Origin of the sequence: Haladaptatus sp. QDMS2, assembly GCF_029338295.1 — an archaeon.
Classification (GTDB): Archaea; Halobacteriota; Halobacteria; order Halobacteriales; family Halococcaceae; genus QDMS2.
In genome coordinates, this window is record NZ_CP119791.1 from 293955 (window position 1) to 316629 (window position 22675).

Genomic DNA, 22675 nt, shown 5'->3' on the forward strand with positions numbered 1-22675 from the left:
AACGTTCGACGCACGTATGACGGTTCACGGACTTGTGTCCAGTAATGCGCCAGTTCATCATCCTCGGCCACGACGCGCCGACGACCCCTGATTTCTCGCTCGACGACCTCGCCGGCGGCGCGGGCCGCCTCGACGTGCTCTGTCGGTGCGTCAACTCGGCGTTCTTCCTGTCTCACGACATTCGAAAGGACGTCCGCGTCTACCTCGTCTTGCAGGACGAACTGACGATTCGCTTCGAGGGGAGCGAACTGCGCCGACTCAACCCCGACGAACGTTCGACAGCCGCACTCATCCGCAACGCCCTCGAAGAGAAGGAGAACGCCATCGGACACATGGAAGCCGAAGCCTCTCCCGGCGTCTATCTCTCGCGACGGGGCTTCGAGCCGATTCTCGAAACCGCCGCCCGCGACGGCACCGTGGTCGAACTACACGAAGCCGGCGACCCAATCGCCGACGCCGCCGTCCCCGAGAATCCCGTGTTCGTCCTCTCTGACCACCACGACTTCACCGACGAGGAGGCCGCTTTGCTCTCGGAAGCTGCAGCCCAGCGCGTTCGCATCGGCCCGGCGGTGCTCCACGCCGACCACACCATCACCGTCGTCCACAATTTCCTCGACACCGACGGCTACTCGAAATACTAATTTCCGGAAGGATTAACAACAGCGGCGGCTATTGAAATAGCAGCGGGCCAGTGGGGTAGCCTGGTATCCTTCGGCCTTCGGGTGGCCGTAACCGCAGTTCGAATCTGCGCTGGCCCATTTTCCAGTCGCGCCGCTCACTTTCGAGCGGCGCGTCTGAAACTGACGCCGAGCAGATTCGAATCAGGGAGCGAGCGCAGCGAGCGACCGTGGTTTGGAATCTACGATTCCAAAGCAGACCAGACGTGCTCGCTTCGCTGTGCACGTCTGGGCGTGGTTCGAATCTGCGCTGAGCGACCGGGGGGTGGAAGCGTACGCTTCCGAGCAACGAGTTGCGCGGGAATTCGAAGCTGCGCTGTCACCCAATCCAGACCCCTTTACTTCCACTCCACCCTTACCAATCCCTTTTACGCGAAAGCGCCCAACGCACACTCCATGGATGGAATCGACGAGGAAATCGCCAGTGCAGACGAGAGTGCGGTCCAGCGGGACGAACTCGTCGAGGCGGTGACCGAACACGCGGGGCGGATTGCGCGGGAACTCGCGCTGCTCAAGGGTGGCGATTACGGGCAAGAGACGTTCGAGACGAGCAGCGGGGACTGGACGGTGAAGTTCGAGGCGGGGGCGCTCGACTACCTGCGATTCTCGGGGAAGAAGGGCGACATCTACGTCGTTTCGACGAAGCAGCCGCCGTCGCCGGACGACCTGCGCCTGGCGATGGAGGACTACGGGGCGTTCGTCCGGGCGTTCAACGACCACGTCGCCTCGTTCGAGGGCATGCTGGACGACGTGCCGACGGACTTTCCCGAGGTCGCTTCGACGGCGACGGTCGTCGAGGAGCGAGACAGAGTCGTTGCGCGGATTCGAGAGACGGCGAACGCGATTGCGGCCCAACTCCACCGGTTCAACGGGACGGACTACGGGTCGTGGACGGCGCGCGTCGCCGGGAAACGCTGGGAGCTGAAGTGGGAGGGCGACCGGGCGTCGTACCTCCGCGTCGGCGGCGAGGGTGGGACGTATCTGGTGTCTCAGTACGAGCCGCCGTCGGCCCCGGACGTGAAGCGTCACGCGAAGGGCTTTCGTGAGTTCGTCGAGGCCTTCAACGACCACGTGGATGAACTCGACGCGAGCCTTTCGCACGTCGAACTGTAACGAACGAGCGTGGCAGAAAATCGCACGATAATGCGGGGTTGACGCATCACGATTCTGTCCTTACGTCGCCCATAATAATGGGTGTAGCCGGACTGCTCACAGGCAATGACTGCGTTCGCTCCGAGAGGGTCCCGTCTCTCCCCCCTGTCCCCCCTGCTGTCTTCGGTGCCGGCCCGAATCGAGGTGGCGCGATAGCCCATGTCGACGCCGCCCCGCTCGCGGACCCGTGATTCGCTGCTGCCGAGCTTTCGCCAGCACACGGTGACGTGGACCGACGTGAGGTGGCTCTCGCTCGCGGTGCTCGCCGCGGCGACCATCTACGCGTCCTACCTCGCGACCCACCAGTACCCGGCGTACGTCGGGGGCCTGTACATCGCGATTTCTGACCAAATCATCGCTCACGGCTACGCGCTGCCAGAGCGCATTCCCGGCTACACCGCCGATGGCGTCCCGTTCGCGTATCCGCCGTTCATGTTCTACGTCTACGCGGTGATTCGCGACCTGTTCGGCGTCGATGCCATCACGCTCACCCGCCTCATCCCCGGAGCCGTATTGACGTTCATGATCGTGCCGTACTACTTCCTCGCACGCCATCTGCTCGACTCGAAACGGCAGGCGGGGCTCGCTTCGGTCATCTTTGCGGGTGCGCCAGCCGTGCTTCGCTGGCACCTGTCGGCCGGTGGCATCGTCCGCGCTCCCGCGGTCACCATCGCGCTGCTCGGTGCGTACACCGGGATTCGGCTGTTCCAGACGGGCGACCGTCGCTGGATCGTTCCCGGGATGGCGCTGTTCGGTATCGAAGTGCTCACGCACCCGACCTACACCGTCTTTTTCGCCTTCACCTACCTGCTCGCCTACGCCGCCTTCGACCGGTCGATTCAGGGCCTCGTCTACGGCGCAATCGTCGCCGGCGGTGGTATCCTACTGGCCGCGCCGTGGTGGCTCCAGATTTTCGCCACGCACGGACCGGACATCTTCCTGCAGGCGTCGGGAACCCACACCGGTCTCTTCGGCGGGTGGCACCGCATCTATTGGCAGTTCGTCATCCCGCTCAAGGAGAAAGACATCACGTCGGTGTTCTACCTCGCCGTCTTCATCGCCTCGGCGTACGCGCTCTACCGGAAACGCTACTTCCTCGCCGTCTGGGCGATTGGCGCGAGTTATCTCCTCGGCAAAGACCGATTCCTGTTCATCGGCGGCGCGATGCTCATCGCGTTCCTCGTCTACGACGGCGTCCTGCCCGCTATCCAGACGTTCCTCAGCGAGCGTACGTCCCGGCCTGACCTGTATCGGGTCGTCTCGGTCGCCGTCGTCGCGCTCGTCATGCTCACCGCGGTCGGCACGGGCGTCGCCTTCGCGACGAGTACGCTGCAGACCGAGTACGACCACAGCGCGGCCCAGCCAGCGACGATGGACACCTACGACCGCGAGGCGATGGCGTGGATGGAGGCGAACACCGCGTCCGACTCGACGTTCGTCGTGATGGGTGACACCGCAGAGTGGGTGCCCTTATTCACCGACCGGACGATACTCATCGGGCCATGGGGGGTGGAGTGGACTACCTCCGCGAACTACTACTGGGAAGTGGAGTACTACAAGGCCATCTCCAACTGCGGGAGCGCGAGCTGCGTGACCCAGCTGCTCGCCTTCGGCGACCGCCACCCGGACTACATCTACGTGCCGAAAGACGACTACACCGTCCGAGGCAAGGAGCGCGAGACGACGACAAATATGGAGCACTCCCTGCTGGAGTCCCCGCGCTACGACCTGGCCTACGAGAACGAGGGCGTCCTCATCTTCGAGGTGTCTCGGTCTGCGACCCAGTCCTCCGGTGACGAGACCGACGCGACATCCTCGCCGGACGGCCCCGGCCGATAGTCAGATGCGTTTTTAGGGGTGGCTGTTGTCCACTGTGACGTGACAGCTACGTCTCCTGACGCCGACCGGGCACTGTCGGTCGCTCGCGAGGCGGCGATGGCGGGCGGAAACGTCGCACTTTCCGCCTTCCGGACGCCGCTTCGGATAACGCCGAAAGCGAGCAAAATGGACCCGGTGACGCAAGCCGATATCGACGCCCAGTCTCGTGTCGTCGAAGTTATCCACGACGCCTTCCCCGACCACACCATCGTCGGCGAGGAGGGCGACCAGTTGAAAGCCATCCCCGAGACGGGCCACGCCTGGGTAATCGACCCCATCGACGGGACGAACAACTTCACCCACGGCAACCGCATCTGGGCGACGTGTCTCGCCTACGTGGTGGATGGGACCCCACAGGTCGCCGTGACCCGCCTTCCCGCTTTCGGTGACGAGTACGTCGCGGCCTCGGAAACGCTCCGCGACAACGACCCCGTGCGCGTGAGCACCCGCGACGACCCCGAGTTCTGTACCGTCTCGCTCACGTTCGGTCTCCAGCGCGAGCACCGCCCCCTGTTCGGGGACGTCTCGCGTAATCTGCTCGAAACGTTCGGCGACCTCCGGCGGTTTGGCACCGGGCAGGTTTCGCTCGCGATGGTCGCGGCGGGCGAACTCGATGGGGCCGTCTCCGCGGTTCACCTCTCGCCATGGGACACCGTCGCCGGCGTCCATCTCGTCGAACAGGCGGGCGGGAAAGTGACCGACATCAACGGCAATCCGTGGCGCTGGGACGCAGACGGCCTCGTCGCCTCGAATGGCGAGATTCACGACGACCTGCTCTCGATTATCCCCTGATTTTTCACCCCGCTCGTCTTACTCCCGACGATGACCGACGACCCGCTCGAATGGGAAACGCTCGCCTCCGAAACGGCCTACACCTGTCCCGGCTTCGACGTCACCCACGAGGACGTCCGCTTGCCAGACGGCACGGAGACGGATTTCGATTTTCTCTCAGAACCGCCCGCCGTCGTTATTCTCCCGTTTACGCCGGAGGGCGACGTGGTGCTCATCGAGGAGTGGCGACAAGCCGTAAAGCGCGTGAACAGAGGGATTCCGGCGGGCACGATGGAGCCAGCAGACGACGACCCGGCGATGGCCGCCCACCGCGAACTCGAAGAGGAGACGGGCCACGAGGCAGCCCGCGTCGAACACCTCACGACGGTCGAACCGGCCAATGGTATCGCGAACGCGGTGCATCACTACTTCGTCGCGTACGACTGTCACCCCGCGAGCGAGCAGAAGCTGGACTTCAACGAATCGATTCGCGTCGTCACCGAATCCTACGACGACCTCCTCGCCGCGGTTGGCGCAGGTGAGATTCGAGACGGGCGGGCCGTCCTCGGGACGCTCTACTACGAGCAGTTCGCCTGACCGCCATCTCCGGAACGGAATTTGTATCCCTGCTCCGTCGAAGTTTCGGACAATGCGCGATATCTTCGAGGTCCGCGACACCGACGCCGCGGGCCGCATTGGGCGACTTTCGGTTCCCCGGGCGGGCGTCACGGTGGAGACACCGGCGCTCCTTCCGGTGGTGAATCCGAACCGCCAGACGGTCGCTCCGTCTCGACTCGAATCTGAGTTCGGTGCGGAGATTCTCATCACGAACAGCTACATCATCTACAAGAGCGACCCCGTCCGCGAGCAGGCCCTCGACGTTGGCCTCCACGAACTGCTCGATTTCGACGGTGCCATCATGACCGACTCTGGCTCGTTCCAACTCGCGGAATACGGCGAGATTAGCGTCGATACCGAGGAAATCCTCCAGTTCCAGCACGACATCGGCTCGGATATCGGGACACCCGTAGACATCCCCACGCCACCGGATGTAGCCCGCGAGCAGGCAGCAGAGGAACTCGCCATCACACAGGAACGCCTCGAATTCGCCGAAACCGTCGAAGTTGGCGACATGCTCGTGAACGCGCCGGTGCAGGGGTCTACGTACCCGGACCTGCGCAAAGCGGCCGCAGAACACGCCTACGGCACCTCTCTCGACGTGTTCCCGGTCGGGGCCGTCGTGCCGCTGATGAACGCCTACCGCTTCGACGACATGGTTGACGCCATCGCCGCCGCGAAGGAAGGACTCGGCGCTGACGCACCGGTTCACCTGTTCGGCGCGGGTCACCCGATGATGTTCGCCCTCGCCGTGGCGATGGGTTGTGACCTGTTCGACTCCGCCGCATACGCTCTCTACGCCCGCGACGGGCGCTATCTCACGGTTCGCGGGACCAAGCACTTCGACGAACTCGACTACTTCCCGTGTTCGTGTCCCGTCTGCACCGAGTACACGCCCGCAGACCTCGAACAGGTGTCGAACAAGGAACGCGAACGCCTGCTCGCCGAACACAACCTCCACGTCTCCTTCGAGGAGATTCGCACCATCAAACAGGCCATCCGCCGCGGGTCGCTCATGGAACTGGTCGAGATGCGTGCGCGCTCCCACCCGGCGATGCTCGACGGCTACCGGGCGATGCTCGCCCACGCAGACCTGCTCGAAGCGTCCGACCCGGCCACAAAGGACGCCTTCTTCTATCTCTCCTCGGAGAGCGCGTACCGGCCGGAGGTCGTGCGTCACCACAAGCGGCTCGCCCGACTATCACCAGAGGGCCACGTCCTGCTCACGGAAGCAGGCTCGTCCGACAACTACGACGAGTCGTGGCGACTGCTCCCGCCGTTCGGCCCGTTCCCGCTCGCCCTGCGCGAGACGTACCCGGTCACCGCTGAGGTGCCAGACCGCATCGACGACGAGGCCTACCGACAGGCCGTCGTCGGCATCCAGAAACTCGTCGCGGCGAACCCCAACACCGAGTTCACGGTCGCCCACAAGGGCTGGCCCGCAGACATCGTTGCGGGCGTCCCTCCGGGCGTCGACGTCGTAGACTTAGAATCGATGGACAAAAGCGGTGAGGAGACGGAGGATGACCAATGACCGAGTACTTCGAGGTCCACCACCGGGACGGCGCGGCCCGCATCGGTGAACTTCGTCTCGCCGAGTCGGTGACGACGCCGGCGCTCGCAGACGACGTCGTCGTCGATGCCGGGAGTCTCTGGCCCGAGACGCGCGACCTGCCCGAGGGCGACCCGTCGAAGGTGACGATTTTACCTCACCGCGGGCTTCCGGGCGGCACGGCGGACGAAGTCGCAGACTCCTTCGCGCCTGACTACCCCGACGTGGACTTCCCGAGCGCCGCCGTCGTCTCTCAGCGCTCCGTAGACGACTTCGGGGCAGATGTGTACATTCTCTCCGAGGCCCAGCGGGTCGTCGGCCACGCCGCGGCGTTCGTGGACGCCATCGTCGCGATGAAGGAAGCCACGCCGGGCGACACCGCACTCATGCTCTCGGGCGTCGCCACCCCCGCCAACGTCGCCACGCTCGTCTACGCCGGGGTGGACCTCGTGGACGCGACGCAGGCACGCATCAAGGGAACCCAGGGGTTCTACCTCACGACCGACGGCCAGCACTTCCTGGAGGATTTAGACGAACTCCCGTGTGCGTGTGCCGCCTGCCAGCAACCGCGTGAGGAGTTCACCCGTGCCGACTGCGCGGAACACAACGTGAACGCCCTGCACGCCCAACTCGGCATCGTCCGCCAGCGCATCCGCCGGGGTCGGCTCCGCGATTACATCGAGGGGCAGGCGCGCCACGAGGCGTGGCTCACCGCCGCTTTCCGCCGGTTCGACCAGGAGTACGCCTACATGGAAGAGCACACGCCGCTGTTCCGCCGGACGGAACTGCTCGCCGCCACCGAAGACTCACTCAAGCGCGTCGAGATTCAGCGATTCGCCGACCGCGTCACCTCGCGGTACACAAACCGGTTCGACAACCCGCTCGTCCTCGTTCCCTGCTCGGCCCGCAAGCCCTACAGCGAGTCCCAGAGCCACGGCCAGTACCACGACGCGATTCAGTTCCGCGCCCACCTCGTCTCGATGACCTCGCCGATTGGCGTGGTTCCACAGGAACTCGAAACGACGTATCCCGCCCAGCACTACGATTCGGTGGTCACGGGCAACTGGTCCGAAGACGAGAAGCAGTTTGTCGCCGAGGTCCTGAAACGATATCTCCAGCGCAACGAGTACCCGCGCATCATCGCCCACGTCCCGCCCGAGGGCTACCGCGACATCGTCGAGCGCGTCGAGGCGGATCTCGGATTGGACATCGAGTATACCGTAGAGGACCACCCGACGACGCCCGAATCCATCGGGAACCTCATGCAGACGCTCGACGGTGAGTCGAAGTACCTCAAAAGCGAGCGCCAGCACAACACGCTCCGGGCGCTCGCAGACTACCAGTTCGGCGACGGCGCGGGCGACGAACTGTTCCCCGAACTCTCGATTCAGGGTCGGTATCCGAAACTCCGCGCCCACAAGAAAGACGGGACCCAACTCGCGGCGATGGTTCCCCTCTACGGGACGCTCTCCTTTACGCTCGCTGGCGCACGCCACTGGCTCGAAAGCGACGTGCCGACAAAGACCGTCGAAATCGACAACTTCGTCCCGCAAGGCTCGGTGCTCGCCCCGGGCGTCGTCACCGCGAGCGAGGACATCCGCGTCGGAGACGACGTTGTGGTCCAGGGGCCACGCGCCTTCGCCGTCGGCGTCGCGGAGATGAGCGGCCGCGAGATGGAAACGAGCACGCGCGGCATCGCGGTGCAGATTCGCCACGTCGAAGAAGTCTAACCAACCCACTTTTCACTCGTCCGTGCTACCTTCAGGCATGGACGAGGTTTCACTCACGCTGCCAGCATCTATCGTCGAGTCGCTTCCAGAAGACGGGCAGACGGCCGCACAGGATATGCAGCGGGCCGTCGAGGGCTGGGAATCCAACATCAACCGGGCCATCGCGGAGGCAGAAGACGACGCCGAGGCCGCCCGGTTCGTCCTCGAAGCCATCGATCGAATGGAGGACCGACTGGAGAAGTACGACGACTTCGTCCCCGAACTCCGGGCGTGGGGCCAGTCGCCGATTTACGCCATCGCGTGGCGCAACCTGCAGGCGTCGCTCATCACGCAGTTGTACGAACACGAGGACCTCGCCGCGGAACTCGACCGCGAGCGCAACGCCCGACTGGTCGAAGACGGTATCAGATTCGGTGGCCGGTAGGTCGGGATTTATTGCCTTCGCGCCTCTGTCTCAGGATAATGCAGGTCGAATGCCGATTTTTCGCCAATTTCCGGGAGGCAGTGGGGTCGAAAACCATCGAACGCGAATTCGACAGCAACGTGACCGTCGGGGGCGTCCTCGAAGCACTCGAAGCCGAGTTCGAGGGCCTCCAGGGAAGCATCCTCGACGACGCAGGTGACATCCTGCCACAGCTAAGCGTTCTCAAGAACGGCCGGGAAGTCCTTCACATGGCGGGGACGGCCACTGAACTCGAAGACGGTGACCGAATCTCCGTGTTCCCGCCGGTGGCGGGTGGCTGATGCGCGTCGAAAAATCGTTCCGCGGCATCTCAGAACGACTCGCGAAACACTATCTCCAGAACCTCGGCGGGGAAGTCGAAGACGAGGAGGCAAACGAAGTGGTTGGCGACGACTGGACGGCCTCGGTCTCGAGTGAGAAGGTCAGCATCGGGCCGACGGTGGAGCTGACCGAGGTCACCGTCGTCTTCGAGGGCGAGGAGGAGACGCTCGACGAACTGGTCGAGCGTTTCTCCCAGAAGGCGATGCGGGCGGGTGGGTAGATGGCCAACGGCGACCCGATAGACGGGCAGGTGTTGCTGCTCGCGGGAGCCAAAGCCAGCGTCCCCGCGCCAAACCTCGCGCCGCTCGTCGACCGCGTGCAGGCCCAAATCGGGCCGAAACTCGACGAGTTCCGCGAACGCTTCGAACTCATCTTCGAGACCGACGAGGCGGCCTACTTCTTCGTCGGCCACGAGCAGTGGGCGGTCATCGCCCACCGCGTCGACTTGAACGACCGGGAGATGGATGCCGTCCGCCGGGCGCACAACGAGCAACTCCTGCGCATGGGTCGTCGCGAAGACCGCCAGTTCGAGTTCGACGCGGCCCTCGACATCCGCGACTGCATCGTCATCGGGAAAGCCGCCGAATCCTGACGGCGACCGGGACGGCGGGACGGAAAGAATTTTACTGCCCACATCTGTCAATCAGCTATGAAGCAGTCGACGATTAATTTCGCCCTCCTCTTCGTCGGTGCCTGCGTCGCGTTGGCCGGTGTTGGCATGTTCTTCCCGTTTGCGGACATGAACTACAACGTCGATCTCATTGATGTGAGCGAATCGCCGCCAGCCCACAAATCGACGGCGTACTACGAAGAGATGGATGCCGAAGAGAAGGAGATATTCGAGAAAGTAAAAGACGGAGGGGTGGTCACGAAAAAGGAATCCTTCGGCTATCCTGAAGTGGTTAAATACCAGGGCCAGTACTACCACATACGTTACTTCTCGACGTTCGACTGGTTGAATCCGTCTACGTTCGGTCCAGCGCTAATCGCGCTCGTCGGCTCTGCCATGGCAATCATGGCAATTCGCCGGGATATGCGAGAGCGAGTCGTCTACTGAACGCTCCAGAGCAGTCGCTCAGCGGGCGAAAAATTGGAGAAGCTTGGTTGCTCAGTCGTCTGCCGGGGCCGACCCGCCAGACGAACTGACGCCCGTGCCGGGGCCGATGTCGATGCCGAGGTCGTCGAGTTTCTCGTCTGGCACCACCCCGTCGACCCAGCCGCGAGCGGTGTAGTACTCGTCTTTCATCTGGTCGAGTTCGCAAAGTTCGCCTTCGGAGGCACCCTGGCCGGGGATGGCGTCGGGGCCTTCGACGAAGCGTCCGGGCAGCGAGTCGTCTTCGCCCTTGAAGCCTGCGAGGTTGTTGTAGTAGCGCTCTAAGTTGTAGATGCGCTCGCCGGTTTCGAGCAGTTCGTCTTCGGTCACGTCGAAGCCGGTCATGCCGTTGTACTGCAGGACGTACTCTTCGATGCCCTCTGCGAAGGCGTTGAACTTGCAGATGTCGAAGGAGTCGGAGATGGCGTGGAGGTCCTGGAACGCCATCGTCAGTTCACCCTTGCCCTCCCACGCGTACGGGTCTACCTTCTCGGGCAGGCCGAGAATTTCGGCAGACGGCGTGTACGCGCGCAGGTGGCAGGCCCCGCGGTTCGAAGTAGCGTAGGCGATGCCCATGCCCTTCATGCAGCGTGGGTCGTAGGCTGGAATCGTCTGACCCTTGACCGCGAGAGAGTTTTTGTGGGCGTCCATCTCCTCTGCGATGTGGTTTGCGCCGCCGGCGAGCAGGTCCGCGAGTTTCCCCTCGCGGCGGGCGATGGCCTCGATGAGGTCGATCATCTCGTCTGCGTCGCCCCATTCGATGCCGCCGAACTCGTCGTCGAACTTGCCTTCCTCGGTCATCTCCATCGCCATGGCAATCATGTTGCCAGTCTCGATGGTGTCCAAGCCGAGGTTGTTACACTGGTCGATCATGACGGCGACTTTGTCGCGGTCGTCGTTCATGGAGTTCGGGCCGAGCGTGAACGCCGATTCGTACTCGAAGGACTCCATGCGGACGTTCATCTCGTCGCCCTTGTGCATGACCTGCACCTCGACTTCCTTCTTACAGGCGACCGGACAGGAGTGACAGGTCGGTTCGTCGACGAGGATGTTCTCGCGGACGTTCTCGCCAGAAACCTTCTCGGCGTCGATGTTCGGTTCGTCGGGACTCTCGCGCGCTTCGCTCGCCGTACTCGTGTACTTCGCGTTGCGCGTCGGAAGTCCGTCCATCTCCTCTGTGAGGTTCATCAGGACGTTCGTCCCGTAGAGCGAGAGGCCCCCCTCGTTCGGGGCGGTCACGTCGGACTCCTGAATCACCTGCATGGCCTGCTGGTGGCCCTTCTTGAACGTGTCCGGGTCCTTCGCCTTCGGCATCTTCGTCGTGGATTTGACGACGATTGCCTTCAGGTTCTTCGAGCCCATGACGGCGCCCGTGCCACCGCGGCCGCTTGCCCGGTCGTCTTCGTTGACGATGCAGGCGTAGCGAACTTGGTTCTCGCCGCCGGGACCGATGGCCATGCAACTGAAGTTTTTGCCGCGCTGGCCGTCTACCTCCTCTTCGAGTTCGTCGATGGTGTCGTGGACGCCCCAGCCCCAGAGGTGCGAGGCGTCTTTGAGCGTCACTTCACCGTCTTCGACGACGGCGTAGACTGGGTCTTCTGCTTTCCCCTCGAACAGCAGGCCGTCGAAGCCGGCCCACTTCAGGCGTGCGCCGCTCCAGCCACCGTGGTGTGAGTCGGTGACCGTGTTCGTGAGCGGTGATTTCGTGACGACCGCGATGCGGCCACTCATCACGGTCTGTGTCCCCGTGAGCGGTCCGTTCATGAACGCGAGGAGGTTGTCTGGACCGAGTGGGTCCACGTCTGGCCCCTGCTCGAAGACGTACTTCACCCCGAGGCCGCGTGCCCCGATGTACTTGCGCGCGTCCTCCTCGTCGATACCCTCGTAGTCCACCGACCCCGATGATAGGTCCACCCTGGCTACGTTGTCTTGAAAGCCGCCAATATCACTCATGGTAACGTCTCACATTTACATAGGGGCTGAGATGTGTTGGAAGTTATTACGCGAACGTAACTATATTCGGTTAATCCTCACCATCGTTGTACAGAATTGCCGCTTTCGTGAAACTCGTCGGAATTTTGTAGGACCCTCGCCTCATCTCCGTCGATGGAGCCAGTCCGTGTCCGCATTGGTCGTGCCCGATACGCGATTCCACTTTTGGTTGCGACGGTCATTTTCGCTACGTCTGTCGTCACGCCGCCCAGCGGCGCGCTCTCGCCACTTGGCCCGTTCGGCCTCGTCGGGCAGGACAAGTGGCTTCACTGCCTCGCCTACGCGGGGCAGGCGGGCGTGCTCGCAGCGGTACTCGACCGTCACCGACACGGAAGGCTCGCGGCGTTCGTCCTCACCGTCGGCTACGGCATTTTCATCGAACTCGTCCAGTACCCGCTCCCCGCCCGCGCGTTCGACCTCAGCGACATCGCAGCCAACTCGCTCGGCGCGGCCCTCGGGGTGCTGGCGTGGGTGCTGGTTGGCCGGCGGCTACTCCGTCTCAAGTAACCGGAGGACGGTGTCGGCGATGACGTCGCGTGCCGTCTCCACCTCGGCGAAGTCGATGGTCTCGTCGGGGAAGTGCGCCTGGTCGATGGTCCCCGGCCCGAACACGACGGTCGGAATGCCCGCCTCGATGTAGTGGCGTGAGTCCGCGCCGTAGGTCTCCCCGAGTGGTTCGCGATTCGGGAGGCTCGCTGCCGCCATCGCGGCCTGCAACGCCTGGTGGACTGGCTCGGCTTCGTTGATTTCGCCGGGCTCGAACTGCACGGAGAACCGCTCAAACTGGGGCGGGTGCGCCGAGAGCCACTCGCTGTCGGCGACGACCTCTGCGAGTCGCGCCTCGTACTCGGCTTCGACCTCAGCGACGGTTTCGCCGGGCGCGACGCCGATGCGAACCTCAGCGGTCAGTTCCGAGGGAACCGTAGACGCCCACGTCCCCGCGTGGACCGTCCCGAACGAGGTCGGCCACGGATTCTCGAAGCGTTCGTAGAGTGGGTGGCGAATGCGCGTTGCCCGCTCCGATTCGAGGTCCTCGAACGCCCGCCGGATGGCCTCGAAGTGCGGCAACACGGACTCCCCGCGCCAGCGTCGGGCGGCGTGGGCAGAGCGCCCAGCGAGTTCGAGGCGCTTCATGACGCTGCCCTCGACGGCGAGGACGGGACGCAACTCGGTCGGTTCGGCGATGAGCGCCATGTCGCGGTCGAACGGATACGGGTTGTCGAGCGCAGCCGCCGCCGCGCCAACGCCGCCCTCCTCCTCGCCAACGACGCTTTCGACGACCATACGCCCGTTCAGGTCGTCAGTCTCCGCCTGCAGTTTGCGGGCGGCGAAGATGCACGCCGCGAGGCCGGATTTCATGTCCGCAGCGCCGCGTGCGGTCAGCTCGTCGCCGTCCCACGTCGGCATGAAGGGATTCGACGACCACTCCCCCTCGGCGGGAACCACGTCTACGTGCCCGTTCAGGACGACGGTCGGCCCCGCGTCGGGGTCGCCGAATTCGAGCACGCCGCCGACGCTCGGGCGGTTCGCCACGTCGATTTCGTTCGGGTCGTCGGGAAACGAGGGATGTTCTGCGAGGCGAGTCGCGTCAGCGGTCCACGTATAGGTCGTAAACCCCCAGCCCTGAAGGGTCTCTTCGACCCACTCCTGGGCTGGTTTCTCGTTCGGTGCCGTCGTTTCGAATCGCAAGAGTCGTTCGACGAACTGTCGGAGGTCCATGTCGAGGTCCGGCCCAGCGTTCATTGTGTGTAAATCTTGCCGAATCGAAGAAAAGGATTCGGGTGAGTCGCAGGCGAAGCCGATTTAGCCCCTGACCCGATATTCCGGGTAATGAGTAAGCCAAGTCCCGACGTGTACGAACAGGGGCGCGGGATGGACGCCCACAACAAGGTGATGCGCGAGATTCGCGCGAAGAAACAGCGTACCTACGACCCGCACGAGCCGACGCGCGTCTGGCTGGACGAGGACAACACGCCGGGTGGCGTCTACCAGTCGCTGACCATCATTCTGAACACCGGAGGCTGTCGCTGGGCACGCGCCGGCGGGTGTACGATGTGTGGCTACGTTGCGGAGTCGGTCGAAGGTGGCAGCGTCACCCACGAGCAGTTGATGGACCAGATTCAGGTCTGTCTCGACCACGAGGCCGAGAACGCAGACGAACCAGCGGAACTCATCAAAATCTACACCTCCGGCAGTTTCCTTGACGAGCGCGAAGTCCCCGCAGAGAGCCGCAAGGCCATCGCGGAGACGTTCGCAGACCGCGAGCGCATCGTCTTAGAGAGCCTGCCCGACTTCGTCGAAGAAGACCGCGTCGCAGACTTCGTCGACGCAGGTCTCGACACGGACATCGCTATCGGCCTCGAAACCGCCACCGACCGGGTGCGCCGCGACTGCGTGAACAAGTACTTCGCCTTCGAGGACTTCATCGCCGCGAGCGAGGCCGCAAACCGCGCTGGTGCGGGTATCAAGGCGTATCTGCTGTTCAAGCCGCCGTTCCTGTCGGAGCCGGAGGCCGTAGAAGACATGATTTCTTCCATCGAACGCTGTGCGGAGTACGCCCACACCGTCTCGATGAATCCGACCAACGTCCAGCGCTACACGATGGTCAACGAACTGTTCCACAACTCCGGCTACCGCCCGCCGTGGCTCTGGAGCGTCGCCCACATCCTGCGCGAGACGGCCGACGTAGACGCCATCGTCGTCTCCGACCCTGTCGGCCACGGGCAGGAGCGCGGGGCGCACAACTGCGGCGAGTGTGACGACCGCGTCCAGATGGCAATCAAGGACTTCGACCTCAGACAGGACCCTTCGGTGTTCGATCAGGTGTCCTGTGAATGTGAGGCGACCTGGGAGCTCGTTAGGGCTCACGAAACGAGCTTCAATATGCCGCTTACAAACTGACGTTTCGTCAGTAAGCCTGTCCTACCACTTTCGTAAACTGTCCTTACCAGGTGACAGGTGGCCTATAACAAAGCCCTCTATTGTCATCCACTGTCATACGGCACGACCGGAGAGAGGTCGTTGTTGACATGGGTAGGTCGCTGTCCTCTGTCGGCGTGCCGAGAGTGTGGGGAAAATGGGACAAGCTACGAAGCGGTACGAGTTGCTCGTCTGGTCGAATGGCTGGATTGAGATACGAGACGGTGAGAACTCTGACCAATGGATCGCCACGGACCGACCGATGGAGGTCCTGCCATAACGTTCCCTGGAGTGCGGGTGGCTGCCCCGCAGTCCGCTTAGTTGAAACCCAACAACACGCCCTGACCGTCGGTCGAGCCGATATCCGGCAGCGCCGCGCGTTCGGGGTGTGGCATGAGTACCGCAACCGTTGGCACGAGCCCAGTAACTCCTGCCACATTCGCTTTTGAACCGTTCGGATTTGCTTCGTCAGTTACGTTGCCGTCTGCGTCACAGTATCGAAACAGGATACGGTCGTCTGCTTCTAACGCGGCGAGTTCGTCGTCCGTAATCTCGAATCTGCCTTCACCGTGAGCGATTGGCAGTTCGATTACTTCGCCTTCTTCGTACGCCTGCGTCCACGGCGTGTCCGCATTCTCTACGCGCAGGTAGACGTGTTCACACTGGAAGCGGGCGCTCGCGTTGGTCGTGAACATGCCCGGCGTCAGTCCGGATTCACAGCCAATCTGTGCACCGTTGCACACGCCGAGGACGGGGACGCCGTTTTCCGCGGCCTCGCGAATCTCTGCCATGATGGGCGAGCGCGCCGCCATCGCCCCGGCTCGGAGGTAATCGCCGTAGGAGAAACCACCCGGGAGCAGCACGCCAGTCGTATCCTCGGGCAGGCCGTCTTCGTGCCAGACGAGTCGCGCATCCAGTCCGAGTTCGGTGAACGCCCGCAGCGCGTCCCGGTCGCAGTTACTGCCGCCGAACTGGACGATAGCGATCACCGTTCTTCCACCTCGACCGCGTAGTCGTGGATGGTGGGATTGGCGAGCAGGCGTTCTGCCATCTCAGTCGCCTGGTCTGCTGCACCGTCGGCGTCGGTCGCGTCGAGGTCGATTTCGTACCGTTCTGCAGACCGCAGGGCCTCCAGGTCGTACCCGAGGCGCTCTAAGGCGCGCTTGGTCGTTTCGGCTTCCGGGTCGAGTACACCCTGCTTCAGCCGGACGGTGACGGTCGCGGTGTAGGCAGTCATCGGTTGAGGGTGCGCGGTCATGCGCAAAAGACCTTTTGGAACGATTTGTGTATACACATTCGTGTATACATAGTCTCGTTTGTCGACCAATAGCCATATACTTCGGCGTTGTTGAGTGCATCCAATGAACGTCTGTATGTCGGAGGTGTGCCGATGACTGGCAAACTCACCGAACTCACTGTCGTCGGCGACGACAAGACGGGTCTCATCGCCCGCGTCACGTCGTTGCTGTTCGACCACGGCATCAACATCGAGGACCTAGACCAGGCCGTCCGGAAGGGCATCTTCCGCATGACGATGCACGTCGATGCGTCGGGGATGACCACGACGAAAGACGACCTGCGAGCCAAACTGGCCGCGCTCGGTGACGAACTCGACGTGGACGTGACCATTCGCTTCCCCGCCGACCGCGAGACCAAGCAGATTGCCGTCCTCGCCACGAAAGAGTCCCACTGTCTCGAAGCCCTCCTCGGTGCGTGGGCGAACGGCGACCTCGGCGCGGACATCTCGGTCATCATCGCGAACCACTCCGCGCTCAAACCGGTCGCAGAGTACTACGATATCCCATTCTACGATATCGGCGACGAGAAGGGGACGCCCGACGAGGACGCCATCCTCTCGCTGCTCGAAGATTACGACGCAGACCTCATCGTCCTCGCGCGGTACATCCGCATCCTCTCGCCGAACGTCGTGTTCCGCTACGAGGGGCGCATCATCAACGTCCACCCGTCGCTCCTACCTTCGTTCCCCGGCGCGTCGGCCTACCGACAGGCCATCGAGGAAGGCGTGCGCATCGCTGGCGTCACCGCCCACTACGTCACGACGGACTTAGACCAGGGGCCAATCATCACCCAACGAGCCTTCTCGGTTCCTGACGACGCCGAAGTCGAGGACTTACAGCGAAAGGGCCAGCCGCTCGAAGCCGACGCGCTGCTCGAAGCCGTGCGTCTCCACCTGAACGACGACGTGACGGTTCACTGGGGGCGGACGAACCTGCGCGATGGTGCGGAAGGATACCAACTCGGACTGCCAGAAGCAGCAGACGCCGCCAACCCGGACCGGCCCGTGGACGGGCTGGCCGACGTGCTCGCAGACGACTAACGTTCCGCCGTCGGCAACGATTTGCTGAGGGCGAGTTTCTCTGTCGGCTCTTTGCCGGTTACGAGGACGACCTTCCCGGTCTGTGCGGCCTTGATGTTGTTCACGTCAGAGAGCGACGCTTCCGCCCACGACTTGACGGCTTGCTCGCGCGCTTCGGCGGCCGATTCGCTCTCGAAGACGATGAGCCACTGGCCCGGACTCTCGGTCTTCTTGAACGTCCGTGAGATGCCCCAGCCAACCGCACCCGCAAAGGTTCCCTGTTCGGGGGCCGTCTCCTCGTGCGGTTGGTGAACCACCCCGGTGAGGAAGTGGCCGTTGTTGAGCCCCTCGGTGAGCGTCCCGAAGGCCTCACTCGCCGATTTGTACTGCTCGGCTTCGTCAGCGTGGGTCGTGATGACCGTCTGAAGTCGGTCGGCCGCAGAGTCGGTATCCCCATCGACGTAGACGATGGTCTCCTCTTTGAGACCAACCGCCGCCGACGTCTCCGTGTTTGCGTAGATGTCGAACCCATCGAGCGACGTTTGCTTCGAGAACTGCCGCCCCGTCAGCCGGTCTGCGAGCGTCTCGGTTTCGAGCGACGTGACGCCGACCTTGAATCCGGGGCCGATGGTAAATTCGCTCACGTCCTGGTGCTGCAAGTCGAGTAGCGACCGCAGCGAGGAGCCGTACTTCGTGACGTTCTCCCACGTCTCCACACGCATCGCGTCCTCGTACTGGACGAATTTCGTCGGGCTGACGCGGAAAAACTGATAGTCGTCCCCATCCGGGAGCGCGGCGGGAGCGGGCAGCCACCGCCGGTAGGACCCCTCGTCCGTCCCGGGCAGCGGCGTCACCTGGTCGATACAGCCCGCGAGGCCAGTCGCTGCACCTGCACACCCGTATCGCAGTACGTCGCGTCGTGAGAGCTCCATTGCTTGTGTGTGTCCTCCCACGGGCCAGTCAGGGCAAAAGTATTCTGGCAGCCTCACTCCCAGTGGAGCGCGTGGACGCCGTAGTCCTCGTCCAACTGCAGAACCGTCTCGCGCTCGTCTGCACCGAGTACGGCGATACCGACGACGTTCCCACCAGCGGCGGAGACGAGCGCCACGGCCGCAGCTAGCTGTGAACCGGTTTCCGTCCAGTCGTCTACTACCAGCACTCGCGCCCCGTTCGAAACGCTCGTCCGGTCCAGTTCGAGGGTCTTCTCCGTCCCCGTGTAATCGACCACCGTCTCGGTGAGTCGATTCTTGGAAGCGATGGGGAGTTTCCCACCTTTTCGTATCGGGCAGAATCCCACCCCCAGTTCGCGAGCGACCGCGGCCCCGAACAGGAAGCCAAGCGCGTCGATTCCTGCGACGGCGTCTACGGATTCGGCGGAGAACGGGGCTGCGAGGTCCGTGACCACCGCGTCGAATGTGTCGGGGTCAGTGGCGAGATTGCCCGTGTGATAGCGCCCGCCGGTTCCGGTGTCGATTTGCGCAACGATATCCGGCCACTCCATGCACTGAGCAGTCGGGCGGGCGAAAAAAGCGTTCCTCAGAGGTCGCGAACTGCGGTGACGGCCTCGTCCAGCGAGGGGGCCGCGAACAGGTCGTGGCCGGTGTACGCGTTCGTGCCGGCGGCGTACATGTCTCGGACCACTGTGATAACGTCTGCTGAGAGCGGTTCGGGGGACGCCTCACAGAGCGATTTCCAGTCTGCAACGTCCCGTCGCTTCGCCTCGGCTTTCGCCTCGCTCACGGCCTCGACCCAGTCGGGCTGGGTACGCTTGTGGTACTGGCGGACGACTTCCTTCGAGAGTTGCTGGCCGTCGAAACTGAAGCGGTTCTCGTCGAACGTGCCGACCACGTCCGCGACCCGAATTTCGCCGTCGAAGTAGAGACACTCGATTTTGCCGTCCTCGTGGGTGAGGCCTGCTTTCGCGGCCTGTTCGGTCACGAGTCGGTTCACGTCGCGGGCCACGTCGGCGATGTCAGCGAGGGAGGCGACGCCGGCGATTTCGGCCGCCTCCTCGTCATCGAGGTAGCGGTCGCCTTTCTCGTACTTCGTGGAGAATTCGACGATTGGCTCGTCCAGTTCGACGACGCCCTCTGGCCACTCGTCTGCGTCGAGGCCGTGGTCTGCCGGGTCGGTCCGGCGGCGGAGGCTCGAACCCACCGGCACCGTGTTTCGGAAGATGATTTCGAGCGGGATGAGGTAGTTCTCGCCCGCAGTCTCGTGGTAGGCGTCGTAGTCGTAGGTGCGCCCGTCGTTGGGCAGTTCGGGAACCTGTGTGAGGTCGATGGCCATCTCTCGGGGCGGTTCCGTGGCGTCTGCGAGGGGCACGACTTCGTCGTCGCTGACGACGCCCCTGTAGTGCGTCGGGATTCCCTCGGCTTCGAGCAGTTCGAAGTTGAACGCGCCCATCGCACAGAGGCTCGCGCCTTTGTCGGGAATCTGGTCGGGCATCTTCCCCCAGTCGAACACGGAGTAGTCGTCGGTGAAGTAGAACGCACCGCGGCCCAGTGATTCGGGAGTGGCCGCCTCCTCGATGCGGAACTCCTTGACGCTCGTCATACCAGTACGCGTGTGGCCCCGGGTAATGAAACTTTCACTCTCGTGCCCACCTTGTCCGATTTCCTCGACAAAGTATACACGAACGCGCACACACTTCTTGCCCTACCGCAATCCCCCGTCATTATACCCTCCGAGCGAAAAGCATCCGTCCATGGCAGACGCCTACCCCACGCGAACGAACGTCCCTCGCGGGCTCTTCGACTTCGACCACCGCCCCGAGACGGACCAGTCGTTCGAAAACGCGCTCGCAAAGGCGCGGGCAGGCGACCGACTCACCGTCGCCGACGGGGTGGAACTCATCACGACTGGAACGGAGACGGAAACCATCGACCCGGGGCGGATGGAACGCGTTCTCGAAGCTGCAGACCGCAGGCGCGCCGAGGTGTGCGGAGAGGACGTCACCTTCGTCGCGAACCTGAACAACAACGTCACGACGGCGTGTAACGTCGGCTGTCTGTTCTGTAACTTCAAGGACCCCGCCGGACAGTTCGAAGCCGAGTATCAGGGGGAGATGGGCGGCTTTACGAAAACGCCCGCAGAATCACGGGAAATCGTCCGCGACGCGGTGGAGATGGGCATCTACGAGGTCTGTTCGGTCTCAGGGTTGCACCCCGGGTTCGCCCTCAACGACGAACACCACGAGATTCTCGCCGCCGCCGAGGAACCGGTGAACTACAAACCGCCATCCGCGTACAAGACCTCCCCCGGAACCTACGTCGAGCAGATGCAGGCGATGAGCGTCGATGGCGTCCACCTCCACTCGATGACGCCCGAAGAAGCCTACCATGCAAGCCGCGGAACCGACTGGTCGTACGAGAAAATCTACGGCGAACTCAAGGCTGCGGGCCTCGACAGCGTGCCCGGAACCGCAGCAGAGATTCTCGTCGACGAAGTCCGCGAAGCAATCTGCCCCGGGAAAATCGACACGCAGGGCTGGCTCGACGCGATGGAAGCCGCCGCGAACGTCGGCCTCGACACCACCTCGACCATCATGTACGGGCACGTCGAAAACGAGATGCACCGCGTGCTGCATCTCGAACAGATTCGCGACCTGCAAGACCGTACGGGGAACATCACCGAGTTCGTCCCGCTCTCCTTTATCCATCAGAACACGCCGCTCAAAGAGAAGGGAATGGTCGACGCGGGGGCGAGTCGGGCCGAAGACTTGCTCATGATTGCCGTCTCACGCCTCTTCCTCGACAACGTCGAGAACATCCAGTCGTCGTGGGTCAAGTACGGCAACGAACACGGCCTCGCCATGCTCAACGCCGGGGCGAACGACTTCATGGGGACGATTCTCTCCGAAGAAATCACCAAACGCGCCGGGGGCCAGTACGGCGAAGTTCGAACTTTCGACGAGTACGTGGACATGATAACCTCGATTGGGCGCGTCCCCGTCGAACGCTCGACCGACTACCGGCAGAAACGTCGTATCGACCCCGACGTGCGCCCCGCCGGGCCGCTGTTAGGCCCGAAGGCAGACGGCACGCCGATGTTCACGAAGAAGTCGCCGAAGGCCGACTGAGTACCCGTCGATAGCGCTCCCCTGCCTCGCTCTCCTCGCGAATCGCCTCCGTAATCTGCGCCGAGAGCCAGTGGTTCGCCGTCTCGTCTTCGGCTGGGAGGAACCGCTCGTACACGGGGAGACGCTCGCGGAGTGGCACCCCCGCATCAGCCGCGATGGCCTCCAGTTCGCGCAGCGCCGGCCACTTGTAATCTGGATTGATGTAGTCGTCCGTGACCGGGGACACCCCGCCCAAGTCGTCGATGCCACAGTCGAGCAACTCGCGGACGGGCGCCAGATTCGGCGGCACTTGCACAGAAATCTCCTCGGGAAGACAGACGCGGGCCATCGCTACGACGCGGCGCATGGTTTCGAGGGATGGGCCGTCCTGCTTCCAGCGCTCGTTCGGACTCACGTTCTGGACGATGACCTCCTGAATGTGGCCGTAGCGTTCGTGCATCGCGCGGATGGCGAGCAGGCTCTCGGCGCGGTCGCGCCACGACTCGCCGATGCCGACGAGGATGCCAGTCGTGAACGGGACGCCGAGTTCTCCGGCGGTCCGCAGGGTGGCGAGGCGTTGGCCGGGCGACTTCGCCCGAGGGCCGCCGTGGGCCTGCACCTCGGCGGTGGTTTCGAGCATGACGCCCATGCTCGCATTTACGTCTGCGACGAGCTCCATCTGCTCGCGGGTCTGGTCGCCGGGGTTCGAGTGCGGGAGCAGACCCTCGCCGAGGGCGATTTCGCAGGCTTCCCGGAGATAGCTGTGAATCGAGTCGTGGCCCCACTCCTCCAGTTGCGCGTGAATCTCGGTGTAACGATCGTCGGGGTCGTCCCCGAAGGTGAACAGCGCCTCCGTACAGCCGGCGTCTGCGCCCATGCGACACTGTTCGCGAATCCGGTCGGGCGTCATGAGGCTCGCCTGTCCGGGCACGTCGTAGTAGGTGCAGTAGGTGCAGGTGTACCGGCAGGCGGTCGTGAGGGGCAGGAAGACGTTCTTCGCGAAACTCAGCTCCGGAGCCGGGTTCACGTCGGCGGGCGTCACCGCGAGCAGTCGCTCTACGTCCGCCTCATCCAGAGTGATGTCGATGTCGTACTCGCTGGCCCCGGGTAGCATCTGTCTTCGACTCGCCCG

The 22675-nt window shown here is 63.4% G+C and carries 24 protein-coding genes and 1 tRNA gene; 17 read left to right on the forward strand and 8 right to left on the reverse strand.

Annotated features, from left to right (window positions below; translation table 11 throughout):
* The first annotated feature begins 44 nt into the window (after window positions 1-44).
* From trmY to P1M51_RS01505, 13 genes are all read left to right on the forward strand, one after another.
* On the forward strand, window positions 45-641 hold the full coding sequence (gene trmY / locus P1M51_RS01445; RefSeq protein WP_276246410.1) for a tRNA (pseudouridine(54)-N(1))-methyltransferase TrmY: 597 nt from the start codon (window positions 45-47) through the stop codon (window positions 639-641).
* A gap of 44 nt (window positions 642-685) precedes the next feature.
* A tRNA-Pro gene (locus P1M51_RS01450) sits at window positions 686-758 on the forward strand.
* A gap of 315 nt (window positions 759-1073) precedes the next feature.
* The gene (locus P1M51_RS01455; RefSeq protein ID WP_276246411.1) at window positions 1074-1790 is read left to right on the forward strand and encodes a hypothetical protein; all 717 of its coding nucleotides are present in this window, start codon (window positions 1074-1076) and stop codon (window positions 1788-1790) included.
* A gap of 198 nt (window positions 1791-1988) precedes the next feature.
* A complete protein-coding gene (locus tag P1M51_RS01460; RefSeq protein ID WP_276246412.1) occupies window positions 1989-3668 on the forward strand; it encodes a glycosyltransferase family 39 protein in 1680 nt (559 codons plus the stop codon).
* Window positions 3669-3707: 39 nt separating this feature from the next.
* Window positions 3708-4499 (forward strand): inositol monophosphatase, encoded by a 792-nt coding sequence (locus tag P1M51_RS01465; protein ID WP_276246413.1) that lies wholly within the window; start codon window positions 3708-3710, stop codon window positions 4497-4499.
* Window positions 4500-4529: 30 nt separating this feature from the next.
* Entirely contained in the window at window positions 4530-5075 is a 546-nt protein-coding gene (locus P1M51_RS01470; RefSeq protein ID WP_276246414.1) for an NUDIX hydrolase, read from the forward strand.
* Window positions 5076-5127: 52 nt separating this feature from the next.
* A complete protein-coding gene (gene tgtA / locus P1M51_RS01475; RefSeq protein ID WP_276246415.1) occupies window positions 5128-6630 on the forward strand; it encodes a tRNA guanosine(15) transglycosylase TgtA in 1503 nt (500 codons plus the stop codon).
* Window positions 6627-8378, forward strand: a complete 1752-nt coding sequence (arcS, locus tag P1M51_RS01480; RefSeq protein ID WP_276246416.1) for an archaeosine synthase subunit alpha — start codon at window positions 6627-6629, stop codon at window positions 8376-8378. Before tgtA ends, arcS begins: the two co-directional genes overlap by 4 nt.
* Window positions 8379-8415: 37 nt before the next feature.
* A complete protein-coding gene (locus P1M51_RS01485) occupies window positions 8416-8802 on the forward strand; it encodes a hypothetical protein (RefSeq protein ID WP_276246417.1) in 387 nt (128 codons plus the stop codon).
* Between the two features lie 38 nt (window positions 8803-8840).
* Window positions 8841-9122, forward strand: a complete 282-nt coding sequence (locus P1M51_RS01490) for a ubiquitin-like small modifier protein 1 (RefSeq protein ID WP_276246418.1) — start codon at window positions 8841-8843, stop codon at window positions 9120-9122.
* Entirely contained in the window at window positions 9122-9382 is a 261-nt protein-coding gene (locus P1M51_RS01495; RefSeq protein WP_276246419.1) for a hypothetical protein, read from the forward strand. Before P1M51_RS01490 ends, P1M51_RS01495 begins: the two co-directional genes overlap by 1 nt.
* Window positions 9383-9754: a hypothetical protein gene (locus P1M51_RS01500; RefSeq protein ID WP_276246420.1), complete on the forward strand. Its 372-nt coding sequence runs from the start codon at window positions 9383-9385 to the stop codon at window positions 9752-9754.
* 57 nt (window positions 9755-9811) lie between these two features.
* Entirely contained in the window at window positions 9812-10219 is a 408-nt protein-coding gene (locus P1M51_RS01505; protein WP_276274800.1) for a hypothetical protein, read from the forward strand.
* A gap of 51 nt (window positions 10220-10270) precedes the next feature.
* Here P1M51_RS01505 and P1M51_RS01510 read toward each other — a convergent pair whose 3' ends face one another.
* A complete protein-coding gene (locus P1M51_RS01510; RefSeq protein ID WP_276246422.1) occupies window positions 10271-12208 on the reverse strand; it encodes an aldehyde ferredoxin oxidoreductase family protein in 1938 nt (645 codons plus the stop codon).
* 153 nt (window positions 12209-12361) lie between these two features.
* On the opposite strand from P1M51_RS01510, the gene P1M51_RS01515 reads away from it, so the two are divergent.
* The gene (locus tag P1M51_RS01515) at window positions 12362-12754 is read left to right on the forward strand and encodes a VanZ family protein (protein ID WP_276246423.1); all 393 of its coding nucleotides are present in this window, start codon (window positions 12362-12364) and stop codon (window positions 12752-12754) included.
* Here P1M51_RS01515 and P1M51_RS01520 read toward each other — a convergent pair.
* Window positions 12737-13966, reverse strand: coding sequence for a M20/M25/M40 family metallo-hydrolase (locus P1M51_RS01520; RefSeq protein ID WP_369685110.1), 1230 nt, complete (start codon window positions 13964-13966; stop codon window positions 12737-12739). The genes P1M51_RS01515 and P1M51_RS01520 overlap by 18 nt on opposite strands.
* A gap of 111 nt (window positions 13967-14077) precedes the next feature.
* Between P1M51_RS01520 and P1M51_RS01525 the strand changes: the two genes are divergently transcribed.
* Window positions 14078-15148 carry an archaeosine biosynthesis radical SAM protein RaSEA gene (locus tag P1M51_RS01525; protein WP_276246425.1) on the forward strand — a complete coding sequence of 357 codons (1071 nt, stop codon included), beginning with the start codon at window positions 14078-14080 and terminating at the stop codon, window positions 15146-15148.
* Window positions 15149-15483: 335 nt separating this feature from the next.
* Here the strand turns inward: P1M51_RS01525 and purQ are convergent, their stop codons facing one another.
* Window positions 15484-16155, reverse strand: coding sequence for a phosphoribosylformylglycinamidine synthase I (purQ, locus tag P1M51_RS01530; RefSeq protein ID WP_276274801.1), 672 nt, complete (start codon window positions 16153-16155; stop codon window positions 15484-15486).
* Window positions 16152-16403 carry a phosphoribosylformylglycinamidine synthase subunit PurS gene (purS, locus tag P1M51_RS01535; protein WP_276246427.1) on the reverse strand — a complete coding sequence of 84 codons (252 nt, stop codon included), beginning with the start codon at window positions 16401-16403 and terminating at the stop codon, window positions 16152-16154. The genes purQ and purS overlap by 4 nt, the downstream gene beginning before the upstream one ends.
* A gap of 153 nt (window positions 16404-16556) precedes the next feature.
* On the opposite strand from purS, the gene P1M51_RS01540 reads away from it, so the two are divergent.
* The gene (locus tag P1M51_RS01540) at window positions 16557-17504 is read left to right on the forward strand and encodes a formyltetrahydrofolate deformylase (RefSeq protein ID WP_276246428.1); all 948 of its coding nucleotides are present in this window, start codon (window positions 16557-16559) and stop codon (window positions 17502-17504) included.
* On the opposite strand, the gene P1M51_RS01545 is transcribed toward P1M51_RS01540, so the two are convergent.
* From P1M51_RS01545 to P1M51_RS01555, 3 genes are read right to left on the reverse strand one after another with little or no spacing between them, the layout of a single operon-like run.
* Window positions 17501-18415, reverse strand: a complete 915-nt coding sequence (locus P1M51_RS01545; protein ID WP_276246429.1) for a hypothetical protein — start codon at window positions 18413-18415, stop codon at window positions 17501-17503. The two genes, P1M51_RS01540 and P1M51_RS01545, sit on opposite strands and share 4 nt — an antisense overlap.
* Window positions 18416-18468: 53 nt before the next feature.
* The gene (locus P1M51_RS01550; protein ID WP_276274802.1) at window positions 18469-18984 is read right to left on the reverse strand and encodes a phosphoribosyltransferase family protein; all 516 of its coding nucleotides are present in this window, start codon (window positions 18982-18984) and stop codon (window positions 18469-18471) included.
* Window positions 18985-19019: 35 nt separating this feature from the next.
* A complete protein-coding gene (locus P1M51_RS01555; RefSeq protein WP_276246431.1) occupies window positions 19020-20039 on the reverse strand; it encodes a phosphoribosylaminoimidazolesuccinocarboxamide synthase in 1020 nt (339 codons plus the stop codon).
* A 151-nt stretch (window positions 20040-20190) separates the two neighbouring features.
* Between P1M51_RS01555 and cofH the strand changes: the two genes are divergently transcribed.
* A complete protein-coding gene (gene cofH, locus P1M51_RS01560) occupies window positions 20191-21564 on the forward strand; it encodes a 7,8-didemethyl-8-hydroxy-5-deazariboflavin synthase subunit CofH (protein ID WP_276246432.1) in 1374 nt (457 codons plus the stop codon).
* Here the strand turns inward: cofH and cofG are convergent.
* Window positions 21536-22657, reverse strand: coding sequence for a 7,8-didemethyl-8-hydroxy-5-deazariboflavin synthase subunit CofG (cofG, locus tag P1M51_RS01565; RefSeq protein ID WP_276246433.1), 1122 nt, complete (start codon window positions 22655-22657; stop codon window positions 21536-21538). The two genes, cofH and cofG, sit on opposite strands and share 29 nt — an antisense overlap.
* Window positions 22658-22675: the final 18 nt, after the last annotated feature.

Bases quoted from the DNA above. Each gene is read 5' to 3' on its own strand.
- P1M51_RS01550 (WP_276274802.1), bottom strand. From the start codon at position 18,984: ATGGAGTGGCCGGATATCGTTGCGCAAATCGACACCGGAACCGGCGGG.
- P1M51_RS01545 (WP_276246429.1), bottom strand. From the start codon at position 18,415: ATGGAGCTCTCACGACGCGACGTACTGCGATACGGGTGTGCAGGTGCA.
- P1M51_RS01540 (WP_276246428.1), top strand. From the start codon at position 16,557: ATGACTGGCAAACTCACCGAACTCACTGTCGTCGGCGACGACAAGACG.
- trmY (WP_276246410.1), top strand. From the start codon at position 45: ATGCGCCAGTTCATCATCCTCGGCCACGACGCGCCGACGACCCCTGAT.
- purS (WP_276246427.1), bottom strand. From the start codon at position 16,403: ATGACTGCCTACACCGCGACCGTCACCGTCCGGCTGAAGCAGGGTGTA.
- P1M51_RS01490 (WP_276246418.1), top strand. From the start codon at position 8,841: ATGCAGGTCGAATGCCGATTTTTCGCCAATTTCCGGGAGGCAGTGGGG.
- P1M51_RS01470 (WP_276246414.1), top strand. From the start codon at position 4,530: ATGACCGACGACCCGCTCGAATGGGAAACGCTCGCCTCCGAAACGGCC.
- tgtA (WP_276246415.1), top strand. From the start codon at position 5,128: ATGCGCGATATCTTCGAGGTCCGCGACACCGACGCCGCGGGCCGCATT.
- P1M51_RS01460 (WP_276246412.1), top strand. From the start codon at position 1,989: ATGTCGACGCCGCCCCGCTCGCGGACCCGTGATTCGCTGCTGCCGAGC.
- cofG (WP_276246433.1), bottom strand. From the start codon at position 22,657: ATGCTACCCGGGGCCAGCGAGTACGACATCGACATCACTCTGGATGAG.
- P1M51_RS01525 (WP_276246425.1), top strand. From the start codon at position 14,078: ATGAGTAAGCCAAGTCCCGACGTGTACGAACAGGGGCGCGGGATGGAC.
- cofH (WP_276246432.1), top strand. From the start codon at position 20,191: ATGGCAGACGCCTACCCCACGCGAACGAACGTCCCTCGCGGGCTCTTC.
- P1M51_RS01520 (WP_369685110.1), bottom strand. From the start codon at position 13,966: ATGGACCTCCGACAGTTCGTCGAACGACTCTTGCGATTCGAAACGACG.
- arcS (WP_276246416.1), top strand. From the start codon at position 6,627: ATGACCGAGTACTTCGAGGTCCACCACCGGGACGGCGCGGCCCGCATC.
- P1M51_RS01515 (WP_276246423.1), top strand. From the start codon at position 12,362: ATGGAGCCAGTCCGTGTCCGCATTGGTCGTGCCCGATACGCGATTCCA.
- P1M51_RS01455 (WP_276246411.1), top strand. From the start codon at position 1,074: ATGGATGGAATCGACGAGGAAATCGCCAGTGCAGACGAGAGTGCGGTC.
- P1M51_RS01555 (WP_276246431.1), bottom strand. From the start codon at position 20,039: ATGACGAGCGTCAAGGAGTTCCGCATCGAGGAGGCGGCCACTCCCGAA.
- P1M51_RS01500 (WP_276246420.1), top strand. From the start codon at position 9,383: ATGGCCAACGGCGACCCGATAGACGGGCAGGTGTTGCTGCTCGCGGGA.
- P1M51_RS01510 (WP_276246422.1), bottom strand. From the start codon at position 12,208: ATGAGTGATATTGGCGGCTTTCAAGACAACGTAGCCAGGGTGGACCTA.
- P1M51_RS01495 (WP_276246419.1), top strand. From the start codon at position 9,122: ATGCGCGTCGAAAAATCGTTCCGCGGCATCTCAGAACGACTCGCGAAA.
- P1M51_RS01505 (WP_276274800.1), top strand. From the start codon at position 9,812: ATGAAGCAGTCGACGATTAATTTCGCCCTCCTCTTCGTCGGTGCCTGC.
- P1M51_RS01485 (WP_276246417.1), top strand. From the start codon at position 8,416: ATGGACGAGGTTTCACTCACGCTGCCAGCATCTATCGTCGAGTCGCTT.